The sequence below is a fragment of the Veillonella sp. S13053-19 genome, from assembly GCF_002959835.1.
Taxonomy (GTDB): domain Bacteria; phylum Bacillota; class Negativicutes; order Veillonellales; family Veillonellaceae; genus Veillonella; species Veillonella rogosae.
Map to the genome: position 1 here is coordinate 129,369 of NZ_PPDA01000014.1, position 15,543 is coordinate 144,911.

Annotated in this window: 14 protein-coding genes; 7 read left to right on the forward strand and 7 right to left on the reverse strand. The window is 40.4% G+C overall.

From position 1 onward, the window contains the following. Positions 1-67: 67 nt before the first annotated feature. The 7 genes from mnmG to rpmH all read right to left on the reverse strand — a co-directional run bounded on the left by mnmG (position 68) and on the right by rpmH (position 6,428). On the reverse strand, positions 68-1,939 hold the full coding sequence (gene mnmG, locus VEHSUH06_RS09090; protein WP_105098625.1) for a tRNA uridine-5-carboxymethylaminomethyl(34) synthesis enzyme MnmG: 1,872 nt from the start codon (positions 1,937-1,939) through the stop codon (positions 68-70). A 354-nt stretch (positions 1,940-2,293) separates the two neighbouring features. Next, positions 2,294-3,679, reverse strand: a complete 1,386-nt coding sequence (gene mnmE, locus VEHSUH06_RS09095) for a tRNA uridine-5-carboxymethylaminomethyl(34) synthesis GTPase MnmE (protein WP_105098626.1) — start codon at positions 3,677-3,679, stop codon at positions 2,294-2,296. A gap of 257 nt (positions 3,680-3,936) precedes the next feature. After that, the gene (gene jag / locus VEHSUH06_RS09100) at positions 3,937-4,737 is read right to left on the reverse strand and encodes an RNA-binding cell elongation regulator Jag/EloR (protein WP_105098627.1); all 801 of its coding nucleotides are present in this window, start codon (positions 4,735-4,737) and stop codon (positions 3,937-3,939) included. Positions 4,738-4,745: 8 nt separating this feature from the next. Beyond that, positions 4,746-5,414, reverse strand: coding sequence for a YidC/Oxa1 family membrane protein insertase (locus VEHSUH06_RS09105; RefSeq protein ID WP_009351523.1), 669 nt, complete (start codon positions 5,412-5,414; stop codon positions 4,746-4,748). 170 nt (positions 5,415-5,584) lie between these two features. Next, entirely contained in the window at positions 5,585-5,806 is a 222-nt protein-coding gene (yidD, locus tag VEHSUH06_RS09110; RefSeq protein WP_105098628.1) for a membrane protein insertion efficiency factor YidD, read from the reverse strand. Positions 5,807-5,854: 48 nt separating this feature from the next. Next, positions 5,855-6,214, reverse strand: coding sequence for a ribonuclease P protein component (rnpA, locus tag VEHSUH06_RS09115; RefSeq protein WP_105094806.1), 360 nt, complete (start codon positions 6,212-6,214; stop codon positions 5,855-5,857). A gap of 79 nt (positions 6,215-6,293) precedes the next feature. Further along, a complete protein-coding gene (gene rpmH, locus VEHSUH06_RS09120) occupies positions 6,294-6,428 on the reverse strand; it encodes a 50S ribosomal protein L34 (RefSeq protein ID WP_004692946.1) in 135 nt (44 codons plus the stop codon). Between the two features lie 1,349 nt (positions 6,429-7,777). Here rpmH and dnaA point away from each other — a divergent pair. The 7 genes from dnaA to gyrB all read left to right on the forward strand — a co-directional run bounded on the left by dnaA (position 7,778) and on the right by gyrB (position 15,533). Next, positions 7,778-9,355: a chromosomal replication initiator protein DnaA gene (gene dnaA, locus VEHSUH06_RS09125; protein ID WP_105098629.1), complete on the forward strand. Its 1,578-nt coding sequence runs from the start codon at positions 7,778-7,780 to the stop codon at positions 9,353-9,355. A gap of 298 nt (positions 9,356-9,653) precedes the next feature. Next, complete coding sequence (gene dnaN / locus VEHSUH06_RS09130) at positions 9,654-10,766, forward strand: DNA polymerase III subunit beta (protein WP_054747902.1); 1,113 nt, start codon at positions 9,654-9,656, stop codon at positions 10,764-10,766. A gap of 303 nt (positions 10,767-11,069) precedes the next feature. Next, positions 11,070-11,303 carry an RNA-binding S4 domain-containing protein gene (locus tag VEHSUH06_RS09135; RefSeq protein ID WP_004692943.1) on the forward strand — a complete coding sequence of 78 codons (234 nt, stop codon included), beginning with the start codon at positions 11,070-11,072 and terminating at the stop codon, positions 11,301-11,303. Positions 11,304-11,306: 3 nt separating this feature from the next. After that, positions 11,307-12,407, forward strand: coding sequence for a DNA replication/repair protein RecF (recF, locus tag VEHSUH06_RS09140; protein WP_105098630.1), 1,101 nt, complete (start codon positions 11,307-11,309; stop codon positions 12,405-12,407). Continuing rightward, on the forward strand, positions 12,394-13,296 hold the full coding sequence (locus VEHSUH06_RS09145; RefSeq protein WP_105098631.1) for a DUF721 domain-containing protein: 903 nt from the start codon (positions 12,394-12,396) through the stop codon (positions 13,294-13,296). Before recF ends, VEHSUH06_RS09145 begins: the two co-directional genes overlap by 14 nt. Before the next feature lie 13 nt (positions 13,297-13,309). After that, complete coding sequence (locus VEHSUH06_RS09150) at positions 13,310-13,558, forward strand: DUF370 domain-containing protein (protein ID WP_105098632.1); 249 nt, start codon at positions 13,310-13,312, stop codon at positions 13,556-13,558. 73 nt (positions 13,559-13,631) lie between these two features. Continuing rightward, positions 13,632-15,533, forward strand: coding sequence for a DNA topoisomerase (ATP-hydrolyzing) subunit B (gyrB, locus tag VEHSUH06_RS09155; RefSeq protein ID WP_105098633.1), 1,902 nt, complete (start codon positions 13,632-13,634; stop codon positions 15,531-15,533). Positions 15,534-15,543 lie beyond the last annotated feature (10 nt).

The window sequence follows — 15,543 nt, forward strand, 5'->3', positions numbered from 1 at the left end:
ATAAATATTTACTAAAAAAGCTAGCTAATCACACATTAGCTAGCTTTTTTATATGCAATCACATATTTTATTTGCTTCGGTTATATTGTTCCAATTGAATTAGTAGAACAGATACGTCCGCCGGGGATACGCCAGAGATACGGCTTGCTTGGCCGATGGAGTGAGGGCGGATTTTATTGAGCTTTTGTTGAGCTTCAAGGGAGATGCCCTTAATTTGTGTGTAATCCCATTCTTTTGGAAGAATTTTTTCTTCTAGTTTGCGAACCTTATCGACTTGGTCCATTTGTTTTTTGATGTACCCTTCGTAGGTAATAGAAATATCCACAGCTTCTTCTACATCAGGTGTATAGCGTTTCAAACCAAATGCATCGGCTACGACAGCATAGGATAGCTCGTTACGTTTTACCAAATCGTAGGCGTGGATGCCCGTTCTAATCAGTGCTGTACCTAAGCTTTCAAGCAAGGCTTGTGTTTCCTTAGATGGATTAACAGGTGTGTTTCGTAAAAGCTCCATCGCTTCTTCGATATTAGCTTTTTTAGCAGTAAATTTAGCCCAACGATCGTCTTTTACAAGACCGATTTCACGGCCTTTTTCAGTAAGACGCATATCTGCATTATCTTGACGAAGCAATAGGCGATATTCACTACGGCTTGTCATCATGCGGTACGGTTCATTTGTACCTTTTGTTACGAGATCATCGATGAGAACACCGATATACGCTTCGGAGCGAGCAAGGATGAAAGGTTCTTTGCCTTCAATCCACAAGGCTGCGTTAATACCAGCCATAAGGCCTTGAGCCGCTGCTTCTTCATAACCAGATGTACCATTCGCCTGACCTGCAGAGTAGAGGCCTTCAATATGTTTCACTTGAAGCGCTGGTGTCAATTGCGTTGGGTTTAAGCAATCGTATTCGATAGCGTACGCAGGACGCATGATTTCTACATTTTCAAGACCAGGGATGGTACGAAGGAACGCATATTGTACGTCCATAGGAAGGGATGTACTCATGCCTTGAACGTACATTTCGTTTGTACTAGTACCTTCTGGTTCTACAAATAATTGATGACGTTCTTTGTCAGCAAAGCGCACTACTTTATCTTCGATGGAAGGGCAGTAACGAGGGCCTACGCCTTCGATTTTACCGCTGTACATTGGAGCGCGGTGAATATTGCTATGAATGATTTCATGAGTTTTCTCATTAGTATACGTCAACCAACATACGTCTTCATTACGGTTGATCCATTCGTCCATATACGAGAAGGAGTGATGGTGAGCATCGCCTTCTTGAACCTCCATATTTTCAAGGTTAAGCGTGCGTTTATCTACGCGAGCTGGCGTACCAGTCTTAAAGCGCATCAATTCAATGCCATTATCGAGCAAAGATTGAGAGAAATGTTCTGCTACGCGTTGACCATTTGGGCCACCTACATAATCGATATCGCCGATGAGGATTTTACCTTTCAAATAGGTACCTGTACAAAGAATAACAGCCTTAGCGCCATAGAATTCGCCAAGCTCTGTAACGATACCTGTGACCTTGCCGTCCTCAACCTTGAGCTCAGTAACCATAATTTGCTTAACATTGAGGTTCTCTGTATTCTCTACGGTTTGTTTCATCAAATGTTGGTATTTAACTTTATCCGATTGGCAACGCAAAGAATGCACGGCAGGGCCTTTACCCATATTGAGCATACGCATTTGGATAGCCGTAGCATCCGCGTTGATACCCATTTGACCGCCTAAGGCGTCAACCTCTAAAACAAGATGGCTTTTACCAGGACCGCCAACGGCGGGGTTACACGGCATAAGCGCAATATTATCTAAACTGATGGTCGCCATCAACGTGCGATGACCCATGCGGGCAGCGGCAAGAGCCGCCTCACAACCAGCATGACCACCACCGATGACGATGACATCATAATTATCTACTGTGTACATATCAATTGAATTCCTTATATATTACTTATTGTGAAAGTTTATTTTATATAAATCACGAGGCCGTAGGCCGAGTTCCCCCTATTCTCCATAGAGTAGCAATGAGGGCTTTCAAAAAACGACTTTACCTTCATTGTGGATATTTTGACCCAGGGTCCAGGTCGCTCGCTGGGCATTTTCCTTCGGAAAATTGCACGCTCCGACCAAAGTGATGTGTGGCTACCTCAGAGTCCAGTTCCTCACTGTGAATTTTCTTTAGGCTACGTTGTAGCCTAGAAAATTTTACGTTCGGAACAAAGCGATGCAGTGTCCCTGTCGTCGCAAGCTCCTCCATTGACTACTGCCCTGCTTTTACTTTTATTTACCTAGACAGAAGCGGCTGAATAGTTCGTCGATCATGGATTCCCGGATGGTATCGCCAGTGATGTCACCTAGTAGTTCCCAGGCGCTACGCAGGTCGGTAGCTACAAAGTCTACTGGCATGCCCATGTCGATAGAGGAGAGGGCTTGTTCGACTTGAGCTTTTGCTTGTTCCATGAGGCTGATGTGGCGCACGTTACTGATCATGGCGCTGTTGTCTTGTTTAACGCGACCGCCGTAGACGAGTTCTTGCACCCATTTAAAGAGAACTGCAGAGCCTTCGCCTTCTTTGGCACTGATGCGTTCAATAGCTGTAAAAGTACCGTGTTCTTTAATATTTTCGTCTGTAACAACTTGTGCCACATCGGACTTATTGAGGAGTACGATGGTGTTCAAACCGCTGACAGAGGTCAAAATTTCGATTTCTTCAGGGGTTAATGGAGTAGACCCGTCGATAACACAGAGCACAATATCCGCTTTGTTAATATAATCGCGAGCACGCTCCACGCCGAGGGCTTCTACCGTATCTTGTGTATCGCGAATACCTGCCGTATCGATGAGGCGCAGAGAGATGCCTTCTACGGTCATATATTCTTCAATACTATCCCGCGTCGTCCCCGGAATATCCGTTACGATAGCGCGGTTTTCGCGCAAGAGAGCATTCATAAGGCTCGATTTACCTGCATTTGGACGGCCTACAATAACCGTCGTAATGCCGTCGCGAATGAGGCGTCCCGTATTCGCTGTGGATAAGAGTTCATCCATAGCTTTCAAAATAGGCTGCAATTGTTCGCTAACCTCTTGGCTCGTTACGTCCTCGATATCCTCTTCTGGATAGTCGATGGTTACCTCTAAATGAGCAATCATGGCGATGAGCTGTTCACGCACATCTTTTACAAAGGAAGAAACTGTGCCGTCCAGCTGCGATACAGCGAGAGAGAGGGAGTCCTCTGTTTTTGCTTCAATAATATCAATGATCGCCTCCGCTTGGGTGAGGTCGATACGTCCGTTCATAAAGGCGCGCTTCGTAAATTCGCCGGCTTCAGCCATGCGCACATCGTGATTTACGAGCAATTTCAAGATTTGTCGAACCGGCACAATACCGCCGTGACACTGAATTTCAACCACATCTTCTGCCGTATAAGAATGAGGGCCTTTCATTAATAACACAAGAACCTCGTCGATGGTCTTGTTCGTTGCTGGATCCACAATGGTTCCGTATTGAATCGTTCTATTTTGGCGGTCCATCAAAGGAACGGTGCCAGCGCTCTTAAACAGGCTATTTACAATAGGAAAACTATCCTTGCCGCTAACACGAATAATACCAACCCCGCCGATGCCGGGCGGCGTCGCAATGGCCGCTATTGTATCATCTATATACATAAAAATCTCCGTATTTCGATAATCTATTATGCATTTCATAAGACATATGAAATCAAGATTCATCGTTTTGATTTACTGCTTACAATATATGTTTTGGATATATCCAATATTCATGTCTTCGCCTGTGAAAGTTAAACTAAACTAATCTTACCCGCGCGAAGATTAACTTAGGTTAGCTTTCACCATAACCTAAAGAATAAAGGGGGCAGCCCACAAATAACCGAAAAACCCAGTTACTCGAAAGCTGCACCACTATATTATTTTTTGTAAGAAATCACAACGTGACGGAACGGTTCGTCCCCTTCGCTGTTCGTTACAATATGTTTGTCCCCTTGAAGGGCAGTGTGAATGATTTTACGTTCAAAAGCATTCATCGGTTCTAAGGAAACCTTTTGACGGTTGCGTTTTACCTTAGAAGCCAAGCGTTTCGCGAGATTCATCAATGTTTCTTCTCGACGAGAACGGTAATTTTCCACATCTACAACGATGTGGCAATGGCCGGATACATCCTTGTGAGCCACGAGATTAGTTAAGTATTGGATAGCATCCAATGTTTGACCATGTTTGCCGATCAAAATACCTAGCTCTTCGCCGTGTACTTGGAATGTAATTTTATCTTTCGTCATCATTTTTTCGATAACTACTTTGAGGCCCATTTGAGTAAACATATCATCGAGGAATTGTTTACCTTTTTCAGCAATTTCTTGTTGATCTTCTTTTGAAAGTTCCTTTTTAGAAGGTTTTTCTTCTACTTCGTCATCAAAAGTTTCCACAGCTGCTGTTTCTTGCACTTCTATTTCAGTCGTTGCAACCGGCTTGGAAGCAACAGCTACAGATTGTTCTTCTGCTTGAGCTACTTCTTCCACAGTAGCAGTTTTTGCCATAGCTGTGAAGAATAAGCGCACAACTGCTGGTTTACGACCAATGCCCAAGAAGCCATTAGAAGGTTGTTCTAAAACTTTAGTTTCAACCAATTCTTGGCCATCTTCAGCCAATTGAGCTACACCTTTGGCAATGGCATCTTCAATGGTTTTAGCAGATACATCGATAAATTCCATAGTGTCTCCTATTTTTTAGCTTCTAAGCCTTTGTAAATGAAATGTTGTTGCACAAATTGGAACACATTGGATACGATCCAGTAAATAACTAAGCCAGAAGGGAAGTTAAGGGAGATGTAACCAATGAATAGAGGCATAAAGATTGTCATAATCTTTTGTTGTTGCGCAGCAGCACCAGTTGCACCGCTACCAGTTTGTTTAGACATAATCCAAGTGGACGCCGCACTCAATACTGGCAAAATGTACATTGGATCTGGTTCGCCAAGGCTAGGTAGCCATAAGAATTGTACATAGTTTTGATCGTATGGATAGCCTTGTAAAGCGTAGAAGATAGCGATCAAGAATGGCATTTGAACCAATAGAGGCAAGCATCCAGCTAGTGGATTAACGCCCATTTCTTTGTACAATGCACCCATTTCCGCTTGCAATCTTGCAGGATCATTTTTGTATTTGTTCTGCAATTCTTGCATGCGAGGCTGTAACTCTTGCATAGCCTTCATGGATTTAATTTGTTTAACAGTAAGTGGTGCTAAAATCGCTTTAATAAAGATTGTTAAAAGGATAATAGCTACACCGTAGCTTGGATAACCTACCATTTGAGTTAATTGGAACGCGTAAGTTACCAAAGAACTCATTAAATCTACGATAGGTTGGAATACACTACTTAAAAATTCCATTGTTTCTCCTTTTTCATACAGTCCGAAATCGTCCTTTGCGCATCTATATATCGTTATGGTATGGTCTAAATTTCATCCATACAGATGCTCAGGTATTTCCAAATCTGTGCTAAATGGTAATGGTGAAAGTTGCTTTCACACAACGCATAACCCGCCTAAGCCCAAGTGGGTTAGGGAACTGGATCGTAGCCACCCTTATGGAAAGGATGACAGCGAAGAATGCGTTTTAAACCCATCCAGCTACCTTTCAAAGGACCATATTTTTCGATGGCCTGCAGAGTATATGTGGAACATGTCGGATAATAACGGCAACATCCAGGTTTTAAGGGAGATATGGCAAGCTGATAGAACCTAATTAAAAGTCGTAAAAGCATTGTTATATAGCGTTTCATAGAAATCTCCATATATACAAAAAGGACCAAAGCCTCTAACTTGTGGTCCTATTTATCATTTTGTACCAATAATTTGCTTTTTCGCAAGAGATACAAAATCTCCTTTTCCGCTTTTTCGTAGGTAGCGTTTTTCAGAGGGCCACGTCCAACAATTACGATATGATATCCTTCGCGAATGGAATGTTGATTGAGGCGATACACCTCTTTCATAAGGCGTCTAGCTCGGTTGCGCTCCACTGCACAACCAACCTTTTTGCCTGTTACAAAACCAATGCGAGTAGATTGCTTCGCCACGGGCATACGATAAAGTACACACATACGGCCTACTTCGTATTTACCGTGCTTATACACAAGGCGATATTCATTATTGTGCGTCAGTCGTCTTGCTTTATCGAGGCAATAATCCATATGCATTGTCCTTAAGTCCTAAGAATAGAAAAACTTGGCAGCAGCGCCAAGTTTTTTCTCCTGCCTAACAGCTATTATATTATGCAGATAAGCGTTTTCTGCCTTTTGCACGTCTTCTTTTTAAAACGAGACGGCCACCGATAGTTTTCATGCGTTCACGGAAACCATGGGTACGTTTTCTCCAAAGAGTATTTGGTTGGTAAGTACGTTTCATTAGTAAAACACCTCCTCGTCATTTTGTATTGTTTTACTTATACCATAACAGGGTAATTATAGAGTTAAAACGTAAATTTGTCAATATTTTAGGGCTATTCTGAAAGACTTTTATATAGATTTTACTTAAATCCGATAGAACTTAAAACTGATACTACTTTTATAGGGGGAGGAATAGATGTGGTTTTCTCCCTCCATACGAGACGTAAGTCGGTCAAAAATCCACATCTATTCCTGCTCCCAACACATTCTAATGACTACTATAACACCTACCACCAGTATAAAAAGTAGTATCAGTTTTTATAGCAAATCTAAAAAGTCTTTCAGAATACGGATCTAAGATTTAACAAATCTTACCTTTTAATCTCTTGAAGGGAAAGGGAGAAATTGATGTTACGTTTCCAAAAGAGGGCTCCTTCATCGCTCCATACGACGCGTAAAGTCGCTCAAAAGGCCCCTATATTACCTCCCTAAATAAATCCTAATATCACCTTACACACCACTACACGATGTAAACGTAACATCAATTTACAGCAACACAAGAACTTACATTCTAATCTTTTTATATAAGAGAAATTTACCTTTTGATCTCTAGTTAGAAAGAGGGGAGGAATAGATGTGGTTTTCTCCCTTTTCCCTCTACGCCATATGAAATTATAATTTGTTTTATGAACAGAAGTTTATTGTTTAGTAACGATGACCGGATAGTTTCTAGATTACTTTTCCACAATTATTATTTATTAACATGGTTATCTATTATTGTTAGAAAGGGGATTGATACTAATTTTTAAGCGACTTGCGTCAGAATGGAGCAAGAAAATTAGTATCAATCCCTTCCTAAAAGTAATCTAGAAACAAATATAAAAATAGATGAATAAAAACTAGATTTATCAATCATCGTTACTTAGTTAAAAATGGTTCATATACAAATTGTAATTCCATAAAAGTAGTTTTCAGTCCTCCCCCAAAAGTAATTGATGAACAAAAGATGAGGTAGTTACTGAGTTATTAACATTTCTCCTTCAGATAATCAAAAGTTATCCACAGAATAAATGACAAACTAGTGATTTTTTGGTACAATCATAACTAAAATTAGGAAAAAGTATATATTTTTATAAGTTTTTGATGGATAACTTTTAAGGTTATCCACATTTTTTCTCTTTTGACCTGTGTAATCTATAAAGTCAGTAATTATCTGGTTGGAAGAGAATTTTATTTTCACTTATTCACAGGTTGTGCACAGGTTATTCACAGGAATAATATGGTTTTCCACAGCTTTTACAATAGTTATACACATTATTCCTAAAGTTATACACATTTATCGTAATAGTTATACACAAGAGGCACGTCATGCAATCATTTGATTTGAATAATATATGGGAACATATATTGCAAGAGGCGAAAAAGAACATGCAACATTTGCCTGACGCGTTGTACTTGCGCGTCTCGTCATCGTTGATTCCCATGTCTCTCGACAGTCATTCGATCCATATTGGGGTCATGCAAACATTTGTTAAAAACTTAATCGATCAGCAGCCGCAGATCAGCAAGGCTTTGCAGGATGCTATTACTACGGTTATCGGTTCCCATCGGGATATGGTGTTATTTGATTTCAATCAAGAGAGTGTAGATACTACCTTTGTTGATGAAAGTCTCATCGATGATGCTCCTGTAGTGGCTCCACCGATGCCATTACCGCCTGTGGTAGAGGAAAAAGCTCAACAAGATGAGTTCTACACACCGGTGTATCAGGAGCCTGTCTATATCGACCGCACACCATCTCCTGTGAATATTCCTGATGAGCCAATGGTAGCGCCTATTAAAATAGTTGAAACTACAACACCTACATTACAGTCTGATAATGTGCCTGTAGATTTGTCCTTATCTAACCTTAATCCAGCGTACCGTTTTGATAACTACGTTACGGGTAACGCGAACCGAATTCCTTTTGGAGCTGCTCAAAATGTAGCTGAGTTCCCAGGCGGCGACTATAATCCGCTCTTTATCTACGGTCCATCAGGTCTAGGTAAAACGCACTTAATGCATGCTATCGGCAATGCCATCAAGGAAAATCATCCACACATGAAGGTTATGTCCATTACGAGCGAGAACTTTATGAACATTTTCGTCGAAACATTGCAGCGTAACCAAGGTAAATTATTCCGCAACACGTTCCGTAACATCGATGTACTCATGATCGACGATATTCAGTTCCTTGAAAGTCGTGAAAGTACGAAAACTGAGCTATTTAATACGTTCAATGAGTTATTAAATAACAACAAGCAAATCGTCCTCACCTCTGATACGATGCCAAACGATATGGAGCAATTCGAAGATCGTCTTCGTTCTCGTTTCCAAGCTGGCTACATTGCTACCATGGAAAATCCAGATTTAGAAACGCGCATTGCTATCTTTAGATCTTTGCTGGAACGAGAATATAAAAAGAACCGTGTTATCCGCATCGATAACGACTCTATTAACTACGTGGCATTACAATTTAGCGAAAACGTCCGCGTGTTGCAAGGTGCTTTCACCAAATTAATCGGCACCGCATCCATCGATCAACGTTTAGAATCTATCGACCTAGAATATACAAAACAAGCCTTGGCTAGCCTCGTTCACACAGAAGAGGTGAACATGGTTAATATTGAAAGTATCCAGAATTTTGTAAGTTCTTATTTCAATATTAAAAAGCAAGACTTACTCGGCAAGAAGAGAAAGGCTCAATTCGCATTCCCACGCCAAATTGCCATGTATTTATGCCGCGACATGATCAACGAAAGTTATCCGCAAATCGCAGCTGCTTTCTCTCGTGACCATACAACAATTCTCCATGCGTACGATAAAATAACGAAGGAAATTGAAAAAAACGAAGAAACAAAACGCATAGTAGCAGAAATTAAACAGAAATTAACAACCTGTGGATAACTCTGTGGATAGATGGTGCATAACTTTGTGGATATCCAAAAACTCGCACTTACCTGTGAGTATGTGGATAAGTAGGTACAAGCTATCAACATAGTTATACACAACCCAAAAATTATACAGCTAGTGGCCCCAATTTACTTTTACACATATGAACAGGCCCCTACTATTACTACTACTAAAACTAACAAACAATCAAAAAACCAGTAGAAACAGATCTATCGCAGAATATCTATAGAGCATCTACGGTAGCAAACATAGAATATTACAAACAAACATACAAATCATAAAGGAGTTATAAATGCATATTACATTCCCAAAAGCAAATCTCCAAAAAGCAATCAACGTATTGCAAAAGGTATCTCAAAATAAAACAAGTTCCAATTTACCAGGCGCTATCTACATGACTACAAAAAATGGCCAAGTAGAATTGCAAGGTAACGACTTTGAACTCGGCATTCGTTTAACCATCGACGGCGACATTAAAGAACCTGGTACATTAGTAGTTGGTTCCCGTTATTTCCAAGAGTTAATCCGCAAATTACCCGGCGATACTATTGAACTATACAAACCAGAGGACGGCAATTCTTTAACAATCACATCTGGTTCTTCCGAATTCAACCTCGTAACATTACATCCAGATGATTTCTCCTTGGTTGAACAAATTCACGACCAAGATCATGTAAATATCGATAGCTTTGCTATGAAAGAACTCATCGATTTAACAAACTATGCAGCTGCAACAGACGAAGATCGTCCTGTATTTACTGGTGCTCTTCTTGAAATTAAAGAAAACGAAGTCACTATGGTTGCTACTGATACACATCGCATGGCTGTTAAGAAAATTACTATCGATGAACCAGCAACTACGCCAATGCGCGCCATCATTCCTACAAAAACGTTGGCTGAAGTATCTCGTTTGTTACCAACAGATAATCCAGCGATGATCAACATCATTTGGAATCGCACACAAATCGTATTCAACTTTGAATCGATTTACATCATTTCTCGTTTAATTGAAGGCACATATCCTGAATATGAAAAGGTTATTCCTTCCCAATTCGACTCTAGCGCTGTTATCGACCGCCGCGAATTCGCTGGTGCTGTTGACCGTGTATCCTTGTTGGCTAAAGATATCAGCTATAACGTAATTCGTTATGATTGGGCTGAAAGCAATGTAACATTGTCTACTCAAAATACTGAAATCGGCATGGCTAAAGAAGACGTAGCTGTTGAATTTAAAGGTACACCTTTCACAATCTCCTTCAACGGTCGCTACATCTCCGACATCTTGCGCCACAGTACAGGCGACAACATCCACTTGTTCTTAAAACAAAACGGTCCAGTTGTCATTCGCCAAGACAATAATCCGAACTATACATACGTAGTAACACCAGTTCGTACGAATGCATAAAGTAGAGCAGTAGTCAATGGAGGAGCTTGCGACGACAGGGACACTGCATCACTTTGTTCCGAACGTAAAATTTTCTAGGCTACAACGTAGCCTAAAGAAAATTCACAGTGAGGAACTGTACTCTGGTACTAAATAATTAATAATATGAAATGTTGATATCTACTATCTATATATTGATAAAAATATCAAAATTCTGTATATCTTATTGAATTAATATACATATTTTTATTAGGTAATGATGATTAAAAGTCATCGTTACCTAATTCCCATATAGTTATAAATTGTCCACTATAGGAGGACGTTATGAAAGAGCAACAGCAGGTACCCATTCATACGGAGTACATTCAAATTGATCAGTTGTTGAAGTTAGAAGGAATTATCGAAACAGGTGGTCAAATTAAATCCTTTATCGATGAAGGCATCCTTACTTTGAATGGTCAAGTTGTGACAGAAAAGCGCAAGAAGTGTCGCGTTGGGGACGTGATTTCTTGCGAAGGTCTCGATGTAGATCTCGTAATTACTCAAGAGGAGGCATAATCGGTGAGAATTGACTCACTGCAATTATTCCAGTTTCGTAATTACAAGGATGTACAGATTCAGTTCAATCCGGAGATTATCGTTTTACACGGCACCAATGGGGCTGGTAAGACGAATATCCTCGAATCCATTTATGTAGGTACCATTGGTAAAAGCCATCGGACCAACGATACATCGGATATGCTCATGTTCAATGCTGAGGAAGCAGGTATTGTTGTTAAATTCGAGAAAAAGGATACGCCTCAAAAGGTAAATATTAAGTTATTCCGCCAAGGTCCTAAGGATATTCGTTTAAACGATACTAAAATATCTCAAAAAGAACTGATTGGTACATTAAATACAGTTATCTTCTGTCCAGAAGATTTACAGCTCATCAAGGGGACACCGTCGGGGCGTAGACGCTTTCTCGATATGGAAATCTCTCAGACTAGCGCTACTTATTATCATCAGTTGATGCAGTATAATCGGTTATTACAGCAACGAAATGCAGTCCTTAAGGAATATAGAGGAAAGCAAAACATTCCTCTTGAAGAATGGGATTTACAGCTAGCAGATATGGCGAGCTTTATCGTAAAGAAAAGGTTAGAAAGCTTGAAGAAAATTAACCTTCTTATCGATTTGATGAATCGTAAATTGACGGGTGGTCTCGAGAATTTAACCATCGGTTATGAACAGCCTTACATGGAGAATGGTTCCTTAGAATATACAAAGGAAGGCTTTTACGAGCGCATTAAAGCAGCGTTGCCACAGGATCGTCATCGGATGACCACTAGCGTAGGTCCTCACCGTGATGATCTTAGATTTTTCTCTGATGCGATGGATTTAAAGAAATTTGGATCCCAAGGACAGCAACGAACGGCTGTACTATCCTTAAAGTTGAGTGAGCTTGAATTTATCAAGTCCGAGGTTGGGGAATATCCAGTTCTGCTACTAGATGATGTATTGAGCGAACTTGATGAGTCGAGACGAGCGAATTTATTGCAGTTTATTCATAAACGCATTCAAACATTTATTACTACTACAGATATTCACGATTTTAAAGATTTGAAATCGGTTCAATTTATTTCTTGTGAAGGGGGTAAGGTTCAGTATGGACAGCCTTGATCTTTGTTTACCAAAGGCCTTAGCAGAACTGAATTTACTGGAACAATATAAATTAAATACCCTTGTTCACAAGTGGCGTCATGTAGTGGGCGATGTCATTGCAGACCATACGAAAATTGTGTCTATCAAGCCTCCAGATATGGTGATTAGCGCAGATAATTCCATGTGGATGCAGGAACTACAGATGCAAAAACGGCGTATTATCGAGGCGATTAACAAATATTACCATCAAGAGGTGATTACAGATATTCGCTTTATTATGAAACGTCAGAGCTATGTGAAAGCAGACACCAATACGTCTATATCTCTTCCTGACAAAATAGGGGAATCTAAAAAGATTAATTTTGCAGATATTGTGCTTTCAAAAGAAGACGTAGAAGCCATCGATAAGTCTTTAGAACAAACGGATAACGAAGAATTACGAGCTGCTTTCAAAAAAGTACAAATTACGGCTCGAAAGCGGGAAATCTATTTAGAGCAGCATGGTTATCATCGTTGTGGTCGATGTGGTATGCATATGCAATCTAAACGGGATATATGTCCGACCTGCGAATACGAATTGCATCGCGCTCATATTAAGGACATTAAGGCAGTTATTAGAAAGTATCCGTACTTTAAATACAGCGACTGTCAGCAATTTATACAGTGTACCTTCCCAGACTTTGCAGAAGCCATGCGGGAATGTATATACTTTTACTTAGATAAAATTTATAAAGGATCCATCAATCGCCGTCATATGTATATGGTGGCTATGCTCATCACTCATAAGAAGCCTGATGAGTTGACGGATCAGCACGTTATTAATTTGTGCAACAAATATCGATCAAAGTTCCTTGCTGAAGAGGAACAGCGCAAAATTGATTCATTAAATGGGACATTAGAAAAGTAGAGGAGGCATTCCTATGTACGTTCATATTGGGGATACCGTTTCCGTGCCTATCGAATCCATCATTACCATGGTGCATGCCAAGGGCGGAAAGTCCCATAAAAGTCCTATTCATCACTATGAAAGTTTAGAGTATATCGCCATGGTGCCAGAGGAGCAAATCAAGACCTATGTGGTCACTGATGATTGCGTTTACGGATCTGGTATTAGTATTAAGACTTTAATGAGGCGAATTGATGAATTTTATAGTATAATAAAGAGATAAGTTTAATCCTGTACATGTGTTGTTACATTTCAATCGAGTACAGTGTGATAGATTGTTAGGAGGAGTTTGTTTCATGCCTGAACAAAATTATGGCGCTCAGAATATTCAGGTTCTTGAGGGTCTCGACGCGGTGCGTAAACGCCCGGGGATGTACATTGGTAGTACGTCTGCCCGCGGTTTGCATCACCTCGTATACGAAGTTGTAGATAACTCTGTAGACGAAGCGCTTGCTGGTTACGCTACACACATCGAAGTATCCATCAATCCAGATAACAGTATTACTGTTGTGGATGATGGCCGTGGTATCCCAACAGGGATGCATGAATCTGGTATGTCTGCGGTAGAGTTAGTATTAACTAAATTGCATGCCGGTGGTAAATTTGGCGGTGGCGGCTACAAGGTATCTGGTGGTCTTCACGGCGTAGGTATTTCCGTAGTAAATGCGTTGAGCGAATGGACTAAGGTTCAAGTAGCTCAAAATGGTATCATTCAAGAAATTTCTTTTGCTCGTGGTCACAAGACTTCTGAGTTACATGAAATTGGTAAAGTAGAAGGTACTGGTACTACTGTTATCTTCAAGCCAGATGCTGAGATCTTTGAAACTACAGTATTCAGCTTTGATACTTTGAAAATGCGTTTACAAGAATTGGCATTCCTTAATAAAGGCCTTCGCATTACATTGAGCGATTTGCGCCTAGAGGAACCTCGTGTTGAAAGCTTCCACTACGAAGGTGGTTTGAGTTCTTTCATTACATTCTTGAACGAAAATAAAGAAGTTGTTAATCCAACTGTTATTAACATCGAAAATACAAAAGATGACGTAGTAGTAGATGTAGCTTTGCAATATAATGATAGCTACAGCGAAAACTTGTTGTCCTTCGTAAATAACATCAACACTATTGACGGTGGTACACATCTTTCTGGCTTCCGTGCTGCTTTGACTCGTACCCTCAATGATTATGGCCGTAAATCTGGCTTGATCAAGGAAAATGAGTCCAACCTTTCTGGTGAAGACGTACGTGAAGGTTTGACAGCTGTTGTTTCTGTAAAAGTATTGGAACCTCAATTTGAAGGCCAAACAAAAACTAAACTTGGCAATAGCGAAGTTAAAGGTATTACAGATGTTATCGTATCTGATGGTCTTAAAACATTCTTTGAAGAACATCCGCAAGATGCGAAGAAAATCATCGAAAAAGCGACTATGGCAAGCCGTGCTCGTGAGGCAGCTCGTAAAGCCCGCGACTTAACTCGCCGTAAAAATGCTTTAGAAGTATCTAGCCTTCCTGGTAAATTGGCGGACTGCTCCGAAAAAGATACATCTATGACTGAAATTTATCTAGTCGAAGGTGATTCTGCGGGCGGTTCTGCAAAACAAGGTCGCGACCGTCGTTACCAAGCGATTTTGCCGTTGCGCGGTAAAATCCTTAACGTAGAAAAAGCACGCCTTGATAAGATTTTGGCGAATAACGAAATTCGCTCCATGATTACCGCTTTCGGTACTGGCATTGGGGAAGAATTCGATATTACTAAATCCCGTTATAACAAGATTATCATCATGACCGATGCGGATGTTGACGGCGCTCATATCCGTACCTTGTTATTAACATTCTTTTACCGCTATATGAAACCATTGGTAGAGGAAGGTCATATCTACATTGCTCAACCTCCTTTGTACCAAATCAAGAAGGGTAAATCCCATTGGTATGTATACTCTGATGCGGAATTAACTGCTAAGCTTGATGAAGTAGGCCGCGATGGTATCACTATCCAACGATACAAAGGTTTAGGTGAAATGAACCCTGAACAATTATGGGAAACTACTATGAACCCTGAAAATCGTACGATTTTACAAGTTAGCTTAGAAGATTCCATTGAAGCTGATAAAATCTTTACCGTTCTCATGGGCGATAAGGTAGAACCTCGTCGTAAATTTATTGAAGATAACGCAAAATACGTGCGTAATCTAGATTTGTAAGAGGTGCACC

What these genes read in the sequence shown, in the direction of transcription:
- mnmG (WP_105098625.1), bottom strand. Translation starts at nt 1,939, where the DNA reads ATGTACACAGTAGATAATTATGATGTCATCGTCATCGGTGGTGGTCAT.
- mnmE (WP_105098626.1), bottom strand. Translation starts at nt 3,679, where the DNA reads ATGTATATAGATGATACAATAGCGGCCATTGCGACGCCGCCCGGCATC.
- jag (WP_105098627.1), bottom strand. Translation starts at nt 4,737, where the DNA reads ATGGAATTTATCGATGTATCTGCTAAAACCATTGAAGATGCCATTGCC.
- VEHSUH06_RS09105 (WP_009351523.1), bottom strand. Translation starts at nt 5,414, where the DNA reads ATGGAATTTTTAAGTAGTGTATTCCAACCTATCGTAGATTTAATGAGT.
- yidD (WP_105098628.1), bottom strand. Translation starts at nt 5,806, where the DNA reads ATGAAACGCTATATAACAATGCTTTTACGACTTTTAATTAGGTTCTAT.
- rnpA (WP_105094806.1), bottom strand. Translation starts at nt 6,214, where the DNA reads ATGGATTATTGCCTCGATAAAGCAAGACGACTGACGCACAATAATGAA.
- rpmH (WP_004692946.1), bottom strand. Translation starts at nt 6,428, where the DNA reads ATGAAACGTACTTACCAACCAAATACTCTTTGGAGAAAACGTACCCAT.
- dnaA (WP_105098629.1), top strand. Translation starts at nt 7,778, where the DNA reads ATGCAATCATTTGATTTGAATAATATATGGGAACATATATTGCAAGAG.
- dnaN (WP_054747902.1), top strand. Translation starts at nt 9,654, where the DNA reads ATGCATATTACATTCCCAAAAGCAAATCTCCAAAAAGCAATCAACGTA.
- VEHSUH06_RS09135 (WP_004692943.1), top strand. Translation starts at nt 11,070, where the DNA reads ATGAAAGAGCAACAGCAGGTACCCATTCATACGGAGTACATTCAAATT.
- VEHSUH06_RS09145 (WP_105098631.1), top strand. Translation starts at nt 12,394, where the DNA reads ATGGACAGCCTTGATCTTTGTTTACCAAAGGCCTTAGCAGAACTGAAT.
- VEHSUH06_RS09150 (WP_105098632.1), top strand. Translation starts at nt 13,310, where the DNA reads ATGTACGTTCATATTGGGGATACCGTTTCCGTGCCTATCGAATCCATC.
- gyrB (WP_105098633.1), top strand. Translation starts at nt 13,632, where the DNA reads ATGCCTGAACAAAATTATGGCGCTCAGAATATTCAGGTTCTTGAGGGT.